17 protein-coding genes and 1 riboswitch are annotated in these 13,442 nt (G+C 38.6%); of the genes, 1 reads left to right on the top strand and 16 read right to left on the bottom strand.

The features are described 5' to 3' along the window. Nucleotides 1–20 precede the first annotated feature (20 nt). The 15 genes from NIZ91_08330 to NIZ91_08260 all read right to left on the bottom strand — a co-directional run bounded on the left by NIZ91_08330 (nucleotide 21) and on the right by NIZ91_08260 (nucleotide 11,186). Complete coding sequence (locus NIZ91_08330; protein USY56648.1) at nucleotides 21–593, bottom strand: cob(I)yrinic acid a,c-diamide adenosyltransferase; 573 nt, start codon at nucleotides 591–593, stop codon at nucleotides 21–23. Then, nucleotides 590–1,027 carry a bifunctional adenosylcobinamide kinase/adenosylcobinamide-phosphate guanylyltransferase gene (locus NIZ91_08325; protein USY56647.1) on the bottom strand — a complete coding sequence of 146 codons (438 nt, stop codon included), beginning with the start codon at nucleotides 1,025–1,027 and terminating at the stop codon, nucleotides 590–592. The genes NIZ91_08330 and NIZ91_08325 overlap by 4 nt, the downstream gene beginning before the upstream one ends. Next, nucleotides 979–1,593, bottom strand: coding sequence for a phosphoglycerate mutase family protein (locus NIZ91_08320; GenBank protein ID USY56646.1), 615 nt, complete (start codon nucleotides 1,591–1,593; stop codon nucleotides 979–981). Before NIZ91_08320 ends, NIZ91_08325 begins: the two co-directional genes overlap by 49 nt. Further along, entirely contained in the window at nucleotides 1,551–2,333 is a 783-nt protein-coding gene (locus tag NIZ91_08315) for an adenosylcobinamide-GDP ribazoletransferase (protein ID USY56645.1), read from the bottom strand. Before NIZ91_08315 ends, NIZ91_08320 begins: the two co-directional genes overlap by 43 nt. Beyond that, entirely contained in the window at nucleotides 2,324–2,884 is a 561-nt protein-coding gene (locus NIZ91_08310; protein ID USY56644.1) for a bifunctional adenosylcobinamide kinase/adenosylcobinamide-phosphate guanylyltransferase, read from the bottom strand. Before NIZ91_08310 ends, NIZ91_08315 begins: the two co-directional genes overlap by 10 nt. Beyond that, nucleotides 2,884–3,960 (bottom strand): threonine-phosphate decarboxylase CobD, encoded by a 1,077-nt coding sequence (cobD, locus tag NIZ91_08305; protein ID USY56643.1) that lies wholly within the window; start codon nucleotides 3,958–3,960, stop codon nucleotides 2,884–2,886. The genes NIZ91_08310 and cobD overlap by 1 nt, the downstream gene beginning before the upstream one ends. Beyond that, the gene (cbiB, locus tag NIZ91_08300) at nucleotides 3,935–4,918 is read right to left on the bottom strand and encodes an adenosylcobinamide-phosphate synthase CbiB (GenBank protein ID USY56642.1); all 984 of its coding nucleotides are present in this window, start codon (nucleotides 4,916–4,918) and stop codon (nucleotides 3,935–3,937) included. Before cbiB ends, cobD begins: the two co-directional genes overlap by 26 nt. A gap of 5 nt (nucleotides 4,919–4,923) precedes the next feature. Continuing rightward, nucleotides 4,924–5,532 (bottom strand): adenosylcobinamide amidohydrolase, encoded by a 609-nt coding sequence (locus NIZ91_08295; GenBank protein USY56641.1) that lies wholly within the window; start codon nucleotides 5,530–5,532, stop codon nucleotides 4,924–4,926. Between the two features lie 82 nt (nucleotides 5,533–5,614). Beyond that, a complete protein-coding gene (locus tag NIZ91_08290) occupies nucleotides 5,615–6,556 on the bottom strand; it encodes an ABC transporter substrate-binding protein (GenBank protein USY56640.1) in 942 nt (313 codons plus the stop codon). Nucleotides 6,557–6,717: 161 nt separating this feature from the next. Next, nucleotides 6,718–6,900: riboswitch (cobalamin riboswitch) on the bottom strand. Between the two features lie 202 nt (nucleotides 6,901–7,102). Further along, nucleotides 7,103–7,606 carry a DinB family protein gene (locus tag NIZ91_08285; protein ID USY56639.1) on the bottom strand — a complete coding sequence of 168 codons (504 nt, stop codon included), beginning with the start codon at nucleotides 7,604–7,606 and terminating at the stop codon, nucleotides 7,103–7,105. Nucleotides 7,607–7,754: 148 nt separating this feature from the next. Then, complete coding sequence (locus NIZ91_08280) at nucleotides 7,755–8,069, bottom strand: thioredoxin family protein (GenBank protein ID USY56638.1); 315 nt, start codon at nucleotides 8,067–8,069, stop codon at nucleotides 7,755–7,757. Nucleotides 8,070–8,189: 120 nt separating this feature from the next. Next, a complete protein-coding gene (locus NIZ91_08275; protein USY56637.1) occupies nucleotides 8,190–8,906 on the bottom strand; it encodes a toxin in 717 nt (238 codons plus the stop codon). 152 nt (nucleotides 8,907–9,058) lie between these two features. Further along, nucleotides 9,059–9,661, bottom strand: a complete 603-nt coding sequence (locus NIZ91_08270; GenBank protein USY57117.1) for a YpjP family protein — start codon at nucleotides 9,659–9,661, stop codon at nucleotides 9,059–9,061. A gap of 191 nt (nucleotides 9,662–9,852) precedes the next feature. Then, nucleotides 9,853–10,638, bottom strand: coding sequence for a class I SAM-dependent methyltransferase (locus tag NIZ91_08265; GenBank protein USY56636.1), 786 nt, complete (start codon nucleotides 10,636–10,638; stop codon nucleotides 9,853–9,855). A gap of 113 nt (nucleotides 10,639–10,751) precedes the next feature. Continuing rightward, a complete protein-coding gene (locus tag NIZ91_08260; protein ID USY56635.1) occupies nucleotides 10,752–11,186 on the bottom strand; it encodes a BrxA/BrxB family bacilliredoxin in 435 nt (144 codons plus the stop codon). A 209-nt stretch (nucleotides 11,187–11,395) separates the two neighbouring features. On the opposite strand from NIZ91_08260, the gene NIZ91_08255 reads away from it, so the two are divergent. Further along, nucleotides 11,396–12,253 (top strand): polysaccharide deacetylase, encoded by an 858-nt coding sequence (locus NIZ91_08255; protein USY56634.1) that lies wholly within the window; start codon nucleotides 11,396–11,398, stop codon nucleotides 12,251–12,253. Between the two features lie 32 nt (nucleotides 12,254–12,285). Here the strand turns inward: NIZ91_08255 and NIZ91_08250 are convergent, their stop codons facing one another. After that, nucleotides 12,286–13,410, bottom strand: coding sequence for a conserved virulence factor C family protein (locus NIZ91_08250; protein USY56633.1), 1,125 nt, complete (start codon nucleotides 13,408–13,410; stop codon nucleotides 12,286–12,288). Nucleotides 13,411–13,442 lie beyond the last annotated feature (32 nt).

Raw genomic sequence — 13,442 nt, 5'->3', positions numbered from 1 at the left:
AACTATCCACACGTTTTTATTTATTTTGTCTTTCCTTTTTTAAATACTTTCGCACTGCGAATATACTCAACATCTTTCACATTTTCTCGTGAATTGGCAATGCGAGCAGCTGCAAAGAAGTAATCGGATAAACGATTTAAATATTGAAGGACCGCCTCGTTAATTTTAAACTCTCGCTGAACCCCAACAACTAACCTTTCTGCTCTTCTTGTCACCGTGCGGCACACATGAAGTGTGGCTGCCGCTTGTGTTCCGCCTGGCAAAATAAAGCGTTCAATCTCAGGAGCTTCTTTCATATACTCATCAATTTTTCGCTCTAACACTTCAATCATACTTGCTTCAACTTTATAAGGGTGGTCATCTCTAGCAAAAGCTAAATCACTTCCACAGTCAAATAGCTCGTGTTGAATAGTCACAAGCTCTTCTTTTAATTCATTAAATACACTGTCATTTAACTGAGCAATCGCTTGACCTACATAGCTATTTAACTCATCGATTGTTCCGTAAGCTTCCACTCGAATGTCGTCTTTATTTACACGTCCTCCTATTAAACTCGTTTGCCCTTTGTCTCCTGTTTTTGTATAGATATTCATTCCTTTATATCCTCCTTTATTCGATTCGAAATTCCATACCAGATGCGATCAACTGTTTCCGCTTCTGCTACAAGCATTTGATAGACATAGCCACATGCATCACGCCAACTGCGGTCATTTTGGTTTAATGGAACAATCCCTTTTCCAATTTCTGTTCCAATAACAATTATATTTGCTAGCAAATTCTCAGCTCGCCATGCTTGTAATTGTTCATTGAAGTAGCAACACACTTCATCAACAGTTTTACCACTATCAATTAATTCTTTAATGTATCGTTCTATTCCTTCTATAACTATGTATTGATCTCCTTTTACGAGTGTAGGCACTTTTATCGGATTTTCATAGGCACTATACCACGCTGTAATTTGGTTATCATACTGTTTCTTTATCCATTTTCGCTTTCCATTGAACGCACCACCGAATACGAAATGCATGGCTTTCTCTCCCTTATATCATCCTTATTGAAACGCAGTCGGATTCCTTCTCCATACGAAAAAGAATGATCCCAAAATGAGGATTGTTCTAGAAAATAAGAGGCAATGAAACGAAGAGGTCCACCGTGAGTGACAACGGCTGTTAAACTAGCTTTTTGTTGCAACATCAAGTCGACTGTTTGATCCCAAGCTTTCCAAATTCGACTAGAGAAGGCTTCGAAATCCTCTCCGTTCGGCGGTTGTTCTTCAAAAGGAGCATCAATCCACTTTCGATACGCTGAATCATTTTTCAACTGCTCATACGTACACTCTTCCCAATCGCCAAATGAGAGCTCTCTCCAGTTTCTTAAAGCTACATAGGGCTGCTGCGGAAATAAAATTGCGCCCGTTTCTTGCGTACGATACAAATCACTTCCAACGACTAGGTCTGGCACCATATTAGACGCTTTCAACAGTGCGATTCCTTCGCTACTTAGCGACGGATTACTCCATCCAATGTACTGGCGCAGCTTGTTGGGTTCTGTTAAACCGTGCCGAATAAATAGCATATCCACATACTCACCCATACAAGCGTCTCGCCTCCTTCAATCGTTGCTCCAACAACATCTCCCGTAATGCCTCCAAACTGAGCACGATAAAATTTAATCCAGATAAAAACAGCCATTGCACCAATTAAAATCACAGCTTTATTTTCCATGAAATAGACAAGACCTGCAATCATTAGTATGCTCATTGTCGCATAAATCCACTTTTGTCTTTCAGTTGAACCCTTTTGAAAGTATGAAGCTAATCCTGTTTCTTTGGCTGGCTGACCCCAAAGTAAAATCCATCCTGCTACAATACGCGGCAATATAAACGCACTCATAAACGCAGCTAAATCAATTGATTGATGAGTGTTCATCAGCTCATTTATTCCGCTAAAACGAAGAGCTAATAGGGCTAAAATTGATAACACCGCAAACGCACCTATATTAGGATCACTTAAAATCACAAGTTTTTTTTCTCTTGGTTGGTGTGAGAAATAAGCATCACTCACATCCATCCAGCCATCTAAGTGTAAGCCTCCTGTGAGTATTGCGCTGGCTAACATAAGCAAAACTGCAATGGTCACAGAGCTCACTCCTAACGACTCCAGACCTACAAACAAACTATAGCTAACTGCCCCTATACAAGCACCAATCCACGGTAGAAAATAAAGTGCTTTCGCCGTGCGCTTTTCCGTCCATTGAATCGTTTTTGCCGTTGGTAGAATTGTAAAAAACTGAAGGGCTAGGCGTGCGATGACTATCCACTCTTTTACTGCCATGCTGTTTCATCTCCCTTATAGTAATAGGGAATACCCGCTTCTACAGAAATCGCTACGTCTGCTTGATCCACAATCTCTTGATGAATCCTTCCCAGTAACTTCATGTAGATAAACGTCGGTCCTTTTAGAACACCCGATTCAAACAGTTCATTTGATACAATGACAAGGTGCTGACATCGCTTATTCAATTGATGAATCACCTCTATCATTTCATTAACCAGCTCGTTCGCTTTCAAGGTAGATTGCCACTTTTCCTCTTTGGTAAAAAGCTCGTTTGCCAGCCAATTTGTCGCACAGTCTAGCAAAATAAGATCCGTTTCTTGAATCAATGAATAAATACTAGATATGTTATTGGGAACTTCAATAGTCAACCACGACAACCCTGAGTTACTTCGTTGCTGTTGGTGCAACTCAATTCGCTCTTGCATCTCATGATCAGTGACGCGGCTAGTCGCTAGATAGATAGCGCGATTGATCATTAGTTTTTCGACAAAGGACTCTGCCGCTGCTGACTTTCCGCTGCGAACACCACCAGTGACAAACACTAACATTAAGCTTCCACTCCTTTTCTTAACACGCTTAGGAGCTGGTCATTCTCTACTTTTGTTTTGACGGCTAATCTAACATATCGACCATTTAAACCTAGAAAATTTTCAGTATGTCTTGCTACAATTCCTTCTTGCGCTAAAAATGCCAGCCACCCATCGGCAGTATAGCTCGTTGGGATGCTGCATAAATAATAGTTAGTTACTGACTGAGATACGTTAAATCCTAGGTTTTGCAACTCGTTTATCACTCGATTTCTTTCTTTATCAATGTACTCGACCGTCTTATTCACGAACTCGATTTCAGATAAGCACCATTGCCCAATTTGCTGCGCCACACCATTCACACTCCAAGGGGGCTGCTTTTGCTTCAACTTAGTAATAACGTCTTGATGAGCTAAAACATACCCTAACCTTGCTCCAGCAATATTAAACATTTTTGTCATAGACCGAACAACAATTAAATATGGACACCTTTGAATCCACCGATCAAACGAAGAGGCGTCCTTTACAAAATCAATAAACGCTTCATCAACAACCAGATAAGTCTTCTCACGATGAGCTAAGTCAATTAGCTCTTCCCACTCATTTATGTCATACATTCGTCCGGTAGGGTTGTTGGGATGACAAATCCATATCGCTTTTAAGATTGGAAGCTTTTGTTTTATTTCGGACATATTCCAATTCCAATTATCTGTTTCTTCCAGAGAAATATGAATGATTTCACAACCATGAGCTAAACTCGCCTGTTCATATTCAATAAAAGTAGGCTGTAAAATCCCTACCTTTTCGTTTGAAAATATGGAAGCAAGCAAAAAGAAGGCTTCTGCTGCACCGTTTGTTACTAATATTTCACCAGAAGTAAGCTTATGGTGATGGGCAATGAGACCCGTTAACTTTTGCACGTCAGGATCAGGGTAAGAAAAAGCGATTTCTCTAAGCACATCCCAATTTTCACTGATGATATCCGGTGCCCCTAAAGGGTTTGTATTTACGCTAAAATCAATGAATGAACGTTCTGTATTTTGGCCTATCGCCTCTAGAAAAACAGCCGGATTAGCTCCATGTGTAGGTAATGCCAATCAATATCCCTCCTATCAAATAAAAAAACCAAGTACACCAAACGGTCCGCTTCATCACTTGGACTGTTTTAAAAATATGACTAACATTTAAAGAATAAAGGGGATCTCCCATTTTCGCACGATTTGAAACAATTCCTTTATACGTGTTTCGACCTCCGAGCTGAATGCCAAGCAAACCTGCAACAGCACTTTCACCATAGCCGCTGTTTGGGCTCGGGTGTTTAGGTGCATCCCTTTTAATTATGCTAAACACATGCTTTGCTGTAAATTCACTGTGCATTACGTTGCTAATAACCATAATAAACGCTGTCAGCCGACTAGGGATAAAATTCAGCCAGTCATCTAACTTCGCACTAAAGTATCCAAACTTTTCATACATAGGATTTTTATACCCAACCATTGAATCACACGTATTAATACTTCGATAAAAAAAAGCACCCGCTCCACCTAATAAAAAAGCAAAAAACAAAGGAGCTGTAATGCCATCACTGGTATTCTCCGCTACTGTTTCAACTGTTGCTCTAGCAATTTCGCTTTCATCAAGCTGATTGGTATCTCTTCCCACAATCATCCCCACTTGAAAGCGTGCTTCCTGTAAGTCACCTTTTTGTAAAGGGTGTGCTACTTTATAGGCAGCTTCTCCCAAAGACTTTGTTGAAATTGTTGTAGCAATTACCACTCCTTCAACTATAATTCCAATCCAGTATGAGGTTTCGTATAGGGCAATTAAAAGAATTAAAGGTAGTATAAAACACCACACTACCATGCTTAATACAAGAAACAAACCATTCATTCGTTGAAACTTACCTTGATTTAAACGCTTATCAACAAAAGAAATCCATCTTCCAAACCACCTGACGGGATGTGGCCAATTTACAGGATCTCCGATAATAGCATCTAATACAAGCGCTAGTGAGATTGCTAATAAATGCGCTACAATTAATTGTTGAAATTCCATACACATCACCTTTTTTGAATTGTTTCAAGTAAACTTAGTTTAACGAGCTTTCCTACCGCTTGTCCCAGAACCGTCATAGATCCGCCGTACTCATACAAGCTACCTTTTTGGCTCGCAGCAATACAAACGCTATCCGTAGATGTCCCTGTCGCAAGTGTCTGTGTGTTTGGATCTTGCACTCCTAACTCATACAGCATTCGGGTTTTCACTTCTGTTGCTGCAATAAATAACTGTAAAAACGCAGCATCCGTTAACTTTCCATCAATAAATATGAACATATTAATTGTCCCAGGCTGTGAAGAAAATGGAGTAATATCATCACTCGTCAAATCCACAGCATTACCAACTCCGGCAGTAATAATGGATGAGATTGTCAGACCGTCTTTACAATATGTATAAACCGATTTATTGCGCAAATAAACAGCCGTCATTAACCCTACTACTTTATCATAAACGAAGCTTTTTTCTTTTAAAAATGCTCTATATTCTTCGGCTGGTGAATCAGCACGGTAGTATTTATTTACAAAGCGATTATAAAAAACATCGGTCTCAATCATGCCGTCTCCTAGCACACCCGAACTGTACGCTTTAAACGGTGTACTTGTTTTCATCATTAGTAATTCATCATCCTGCTGAAGACGTAACGATAAAAAAGGACCAATTCCTTTTTGAATTGGAATATGGTCCTTTTCTCGATTAATTATACACCTCAGGATATACGGCTTTTGCGAACTCTTCTAACCCTTCTACGATTCGTGGCCCAGGTCGATTTGTTTTATTAGAATCAACGTTTACAATTTGATTTTCTTTTACAGCTGTAATATCACTCCATGCTGGACGGTTTTTAATTTCTTTTGCGTCCCCATCATAGGTTGTAACAATTGTATCTGGATTTAGCTCAACCACTTTCTCTTCCGAAAGTTTTACCCAACCTTCTTCATTTCCAGCTACGTTTTCTGCTCCGATTGTTTTAATCATTTCATCCATAAAAGTACCTTTACCAGTTGTATAAATCTCAGGTGCAGGTGAAACTTCTACCCATACTTTCTTACGATCTTCATCTTTAATTTCTTTCGCTTTTTCTTCAATTTCTGAAACAGCAGCTTTCATTTCGTTCACTGTGTTATCTGCTTCTTCTACTTTATTCGTTAGCTTCCCGATGTTTTCAATTGTTTCATACACGGTGTTAAAATCCGTTGCATCGTTTACAACAAATAGCGGAATACCTGCACTTTCAATCTGCTTGAAAACTTCATCCGACATTCCCATGCTCGAACCGTGAGCTAACACTAGGTCTGGATTCAATGAAATAACTTTTTCCGCGTTGATATTCATATCCCCTACCTGTTCTTTTTCTTTCACACTTGCAGGATAATCATCGTTGCTCGTTACGCCAACTAATTCTTTTTCAAGGCCTAACTCATAAACGATTTCCGTGTTACTTGGCATAAGAGAAACAATTTTCTTAGGTGCTTGTTCAACCGTTACTTCTTCTCCTCTTGCATCTTTAACCGTAACAGCTTGCTCTTCTGTTTGCTTTGTTTGTTCTGTTTGTTTGCTTCCTTCATCAGTTGCGCCACAGGCTGCAAGAACAACAAGGAACATCGCAACAATAACAGATGATAACCACTTTTTCATTTAGATAACCCCTCCTATTTATGTATCGGTTATGAAGTCGCTCAGCACACATAAAAAAACTTTACTTTCAATCGAAAGTAAAGCAGGTAACGTTAAATGATGCGAATGACTTTCGCATTGTTTATGTACGTCAAATACCCTGCTTCCCCTCTCCTCGAAGGTTTCACAGTTGACAATAAGGCAGGTCTCCTGACTTACGTATATGATGTACTAAGCCTTCCCATTTTTCAAACAGTGGCATCTTTAGACATCTAACGTTTACAGTGGCGGGACCGCGTTGGACTTGCACCAAACTTCCCTTTTCACTCAATGTTAAAATTGAGACCTTATTGCTTCACGATTATTCACCTGTCTTAGTATAACGCACTCCATCCAAAATGGAAATAGAAAATCAACATAACGTCCATACATTTTAGGTCAGAAGTTCTATCAAAGTAATAGTAAGGCATAGATGCTTTTGCTATTGTATGGTTACGATAGGCTGAAAATTTAGGGGTAAGTCATTGGAGTCTTTAAAAAGACTCTTTTTTTATAGCCCAATTATCTTTAAAGAGGAGGATTTTCAACGCCTCTACCTTCCCACCCTTCTTTTGTGGGACCGTATACACCAAAAGGTTCAAGCCCAGCTTGACGTATAAGAACCGTAACTTGTCCACGATGATGGATAATATGCTTAATCAATCCCATTAAGATTTGAGCATTCGTCTCTTGTCGCCCAAAGGCTGTTTGTACTTCTTTTAGTGTTTCATCTGTCCACTGCTGGCTAATCGCTTTTGCTACCTGTAAGCTGATTTTATTGAAAGTTTCCGCAAACTCTTTACCACAGGAGGGCATATGTTCAGCATTTTCTAGCTTAGCTATTTCCACCCCAAAATGAACCAAATAGTCTGGAATATTTGTTGTAAAGTGCCATACAATTCTTCCTAGAGTGCGGCCTTCTGCATACACCTTTTGAGTTAACGCTTGATCAGTTAGACCTTCTAAAACTTTTTGAGTAAGCAGGGCTTCCCGGTTCCATTCTTTAATAAAGTCTTCTACTGTTATGTACATTCAAAACCCCTCCACATTACCTTTTATTTCCATACAAGAATTATAAAACATACGTTCGTATTCTGTAAGCTTGTTTTTCATCTAATAATCGGGTTCAAAACTCTATACAATAAAAGCTACTTGCTCATATAAACAAGTAGCTTTCAAATTAGATTGAGCTTAAAAACTCACGCACTGCTTCAGGTGTTTTTGCGTTTGCACTGTGAAGATGTGCAATTTTTTCACCATTTTTATAAACAAGAAGCGATGGAATTCCCATTACATTATTTGCTGCAGAAAGTTCTTCAAATTCATCTTTATCGACTTCAAACCAAGCTTTATCTTGATTTTCTTCAATAATTTCATCAATGAACATGTCAAGGCGTTTACAATCTGGACACCATGTTGTAGTGAAGATACCAACGCTTAGCTCTTGTCCTTTGATTTGTTCATGAAACTGTTTTTCTTCCGTAATTTTTTTCATTAATAAATCCTCCAATAACAAACTTCATACAATTATGTTCATGTTTAACAATCTTTGTCAAATCACTTATCTCTATTATAACGAATTTGTTTTGATTTATCATATTACTTGCTTGGTATCCTAGAAGTTCCGTGCATCAATGACCTTTTGTAAGTAACGAGTTGTTTGTGGAGCATTTTCTTTTAAATAACTACGGGTGAAGGAATTTGCATAATACATTGCAAACACCTCAGCAAAGTATTCTTCTGGATAGTGTAAAAAGTAGTGCTGATTCGGAAATAGAACCTGTTTTTCTTCGTTCCAAATCTTTAAGAATTGATCTTTATGACGGAGATTGTGCAAGATATGACGATCCACCGTATGAGCAATCTCGTGCAGTTCTAAGTTTACCGAACCGTGCCCTTGCCCTTTTTCGCTGTGACCAATTTTCACATAAACCGTTTTTGAACCTCCTGCTCCAGGGACATCATCCCATACCTTACTCGAAAGCTCATAGCCTCTTGGTACTTTCCCTCTTAAAAACAGAAAACCTGGCTCATCAGTTAGTTGCCCATTAAATAACTTTATATTAATTTCTTTTTCAACCATTTCTTTTAAGAGCGGTGACGGTATGCGACTAATATAGTGCAAGCTGGTCATTACTTCTTGTTCGTTATAGCTGTCTTTTGGTACGTAAACTATTTCATTTAGATAGCGAGAAATGTAGGATTGGTTGCTTGTTTCCATTCCAACATCCACATTTTTTAATAGCGTGTAATTTCGTTCAAACGAAGAATATGTTATTGTCGGACCGATTCCGAGCAACAACATGCAAACAAATAAGATTCTCTTTTTCACCTGCTGTTCCTCCCCTAGCTTTATGCTATCACACAAAACAGAAAAGACTTCCAAGCAAATCTTGGCATCTACTCTTCTTACATAGCCTATTATTGAGGAGAAATACAAAAAAACTAGATTTATCAAAATCTAGTTTTAGTCACTGAACCTAATTACGACATCCATTTTGGAGGCATATTACGGTTCCAATAAATTTTCCCTAACGTATAGTGCTTTTGAAAATTATCTTCTGCTTTATGATAATGGAAGTTAAACCAATATCCATCTTTTGGAGGATTCTCCCGCCGCACATGAAAGCGAATCAAATCTTGCCCAGACTGCAGATCATATACATGAAAAATTTTCTCTCCGTAACCCGAAGCTGGATGTTCACTTATCTCTAGGTTTGTAATATCTTGTTCTCTTTCTGTACCAATATCAGTAAGGACTTTTTCAATCTCAGGTAGGACAGCACCACGAAATTCATCTTCAATAACAGGTCCAATTTTCGTTCCAAATTTTTCAACGGACTGTTTCTCTGCTTGGTCCATTGCATATGCAACAAATGAATCAACGTCTTCAAACTTAAAGTGAATAGAGGGAAGCTCAGCATCTTCAAACGTGGTTGTGGAAGGCACAACATCACGTATATATCCTGATTTATGCTGCTTGTCGGCTTTCGCGTCATCAACGTATAAATACTCAGGTGGCGTGACAAGCCCAAATGTAAATACCGTAATTAATACAACGAGCATTCTTTTCAACCATCTAGGCATCATTATCGGTCCTTTCAATTCTTCTTTCATTCAACTATTTTTAATATAGTGTGTATTGTATCACATTTCAATTTTTTTCACCTTTTTTTTAAAACTTTTTTCTCAATTAAAAGATATAGTCAAAAAAATTTTGATGCTGGTTTTAGTTTCCCTCTACCTCTTTTATGGTGAATATAAACCATGTTTTCAGTTTATTTACTTTCATTTATCTCAATAACACCGTAATGAAAAGCTGCTGTTTTGCGCTTATATACATGAAATTGATGATCAAGAAAACGCGTACTTTTATAGTGATCTTTCAACACAACACGCTTCCTTGCAACTCGCTTTGCCTGCGTTATTACTTCCTCCGTTAGCGGTGTGTATAAAGCAAGCTGCTTTAACCCTTGAATTCCGTTAGACTCAGAGAGATTTGCTTCAAACATGGGATCAAAATAGACGATATCAAATGAATTATCTTCACAGCAATGAAGATATGTTTCAAAAGTTTGGTGAACAACAGAAATTCTATTCATCGCTTCATCTATTTCACAAATGCCACTTTTCCACGTTTTTAAGCCATGCTTTAATAAATAGGCCATAAAGCGATTCCCTTCCAGCCCCTTTACCAGCCCGCTTTCTCCGGTGATAAGGCTGGCTATAATACTGTCAGAAGCCAGGCCAAGGGTGCAGTCTAATACACTCATACCAGCTGTTAATTTTGTGGCTTGAATGAACGGGTCTAGTTCACCCTTTAACAGCCGCTTTGCACGAAACATTGCTGAGTTTGGGTGAAAGAAAAATGGTTCTTCTACTTCTTGAATATGTAGTTCCATTCGCTCTTTTCCAACAACTAAAAGATTTGATTTTTCTTTATTCTGCAACGTTTTTACAGATGCTTTCGCTCGAGCAACGTATGGAATGTGTAAATCATTTGCTACGCTTTTAGCAAAGCTGATCATTTCCTCATCCGTTCTGCCAGCTGTCGTTACAATCATTATTTTTACTCCTTTCCTCCTAAGCTACATTTTTTTACACAGAAGAAAAAGGATGCCTGAAGACATCCTTTTTACGCCTTACGTTATTCATCTACTTCGTAGCACACTATAAATTAGCAGTGCTTGTTAAAACCATCTAAAACATTTTCAAAAATAGCTTCTAATGATTGACCTTCAATTTCATGACGTGGAATGAAGTGAACAACTTCTTTACCTTTTAATAACGCCATTGATGGAGAAGATGGCTCAATATCACCAAAATATTCTCTCATCTTTGCCGTTGCTTCTTTGTCTTGGCCAGCAAATACGGTAATCGCTTGATTCGGTTTATTTTCAGCATGTAAAAATGCTTGTGTTGCCGCAGGACGAGCTAATCCAGCAGCACATCCGCATACTGAGTTGACAACAACAAACGTTGTACCTTCTGCATTTTCCATAAACTCTGTTACCGCTTCCTCTGTTGTAAGCTCTTTATACCCTGCACGAGTTAGCTCTTCACGCATCGGCTTCACAAGCTGACGCATATATTCTTCATATGCCATTGACATCGTAATCTTCCTCCTTACAATGATTCATCCACACATCATACTACAAATGCCAGGAAAAATCTAGCTGGAGCTCCCTTTAGTATTACATAAATTGAGAAGAAGCCGCAATTACTAAAATTCGTTCAATTTTTGCCGTATTTTACTATTATTCTTCCATTTTTTATACTATAGTTATAGTTAGAAGTTTATACACAGAAAGGATTTTTTCATTGAGACCGGCTTTACAGAAACCAAAACACTTGTACATTGGAATTAGCTTAGCACTACTCATTTTTCTTTTATTGGCAGTAATCGGTAAATATACGAATGCACAAACAATGAGCCTAGCCGTAAAAGAACCATTGGCTTACACACCAATGCCACAAAAAGAAAATAGTGCAAACTATGCGAATAAGACGTTAAACACATTGCATCACAGCGCATATTTAGCAAATACGCTAAACGACCGCAACGAACCGCTTACTAAACCAGTTTTTATTACGTTTGATGACGGACCCAACAATGATACTCCAAAAATCTTAGATACTCTAAGAGACTATAACGTTAAAGCAACGTTCTTTTTATTAAAGAATCAAATTGATCGCTATCCTGACATCGCTAAACGCATTGTTGCTGAAGGGCATAGTGTCGGGTGTCACGGAGTTTCACATGATATTCATCAGATGTATGGGAAAGATGGAGCCGCTTTAAACGAAATGACAACGTGCCTAAACACTCTTAAAGACGTAACTGGCGTTGACAGCAAGCTCATCCGTGTACCGTTTGGTAGCGTTCCGTACTTAAAAGAACCACATAGAACACAGCTGACTTCTCGTTATCAGCTATGGGATTGGAATATTGATAGTGAGGATTGGGCGTTACGCTCTGCTCCAAAAATTATCCAGTCCATCGAGCCACATATTGAACACGTTAATGCAAGCGGTCAAACACCTGTTATCTTATTTCACGATAAACCTTTTACCGCACAGTCTTTGCCTACTATATTAACGTATTTACATTCTAATCATTATCAGTCTATGACTATTAATAATACAATGAAACCATTGCAATTTCCTTCTCACACATAAAAAGAGCATTCAGCTGAATGCTCTTTTTTTTCTTACCCTTTACGACTTTCCGTCATTTGTTTCCAAACGGAGCCTTTGGCTTCTTCTCCGCCTTCAATTCGTTCAATTGCTAGTTTAATTTGTAAATCGACCTCAAACTCTGGGTCATTTTCAGCTGCTTTTAAAGCTGGTAATGCTGTATCGTTTCCTACCTCGTATAAAAACATCGCTGCTCTCCAGCGTACAAGCTTACTTTTATCTTGCAGTGCTTCACACATCGCAACAATTCCTTCTTCAAATCCTAAATCGGACATACAGTCTCCTGCAGTACGACGAACCGTGACAGACTTATCTTTTAAAGCTTTATACAAAAATGGAAGGACTTCTTTCGATTCAATCATTCCAAGATAGACAGTTGCTAAGCGACGGATGGATGCTTTTTCATCATCAAGTGCTTTATTCAGTACGGGTAAATCCTCCTCTGTAGGATTCATTTGCTCTAAATGAGCATAACGAACTGTCCATTCTTCTTCATCTAACATTTCTTGTGTTACTTTATAGGCTTCGCGTGGCTTTACAACTTGCTCTCCACTTTCTTCTTGCTTTGCAAGCTGGACAAGTCGATTCAAACGCTCCTCAGGATAGGCCGCTGATAACTCTTCTACAACATCTTCTCCAATTGCTTGTAGTTCACCGTAGCGAACGCCTTGCTCTTTCCATTTACGCTCTAATACAACGTTTGATGCAAATTGCTGAACCTCAGCAACCGCTTTTGCAAACCGTTCTGGAAGACCGAATCGCTTCTCCTCTGTTCCGTCCGTTAACTTTACTTGCATAGGAACATTTTTAAATAGCTGAACAGCTACGCTTACTTCTCCGTAATGTTCATTAATCTGCTGATTTTCAGCCTCACCCTGTACGTCTTCTCCAAAAGCTGCGCGAACCTGAGGTAAAATTTGCTTCCAATCATATTTTGCATTACGCTCAACTGCTAAGAAATCAGCAACGTGATATACACCTTTTACACCTTCAACTTTCATGATTTCTTGAATAACTGCTGGGGCTTCATGACTATTATCTTTATTGTAGTTGTTGCTTTTTCCTCCAGGCAACACTTCATTTAAGTTGATTTTCATTGTATTCGGACTTGGTGTGGGTTCAATTGATTTAATCTTCATACACTCATACTCCTCAAATTCATTTTTTTACA

The organism is Bacillus sp. 1780r2a1, from assembly GCA_024134725.1.
In the GTDB taxonomy this organism is placed as follows: Bacteria; Bacillota; Bacilli; order Bacillales; family Bacillaceae_H; genus Priestia; species Priestia aryabhattai_A.
This window is presented reverse-complemented; position numbering and strand designations above follow the sequence as displayed.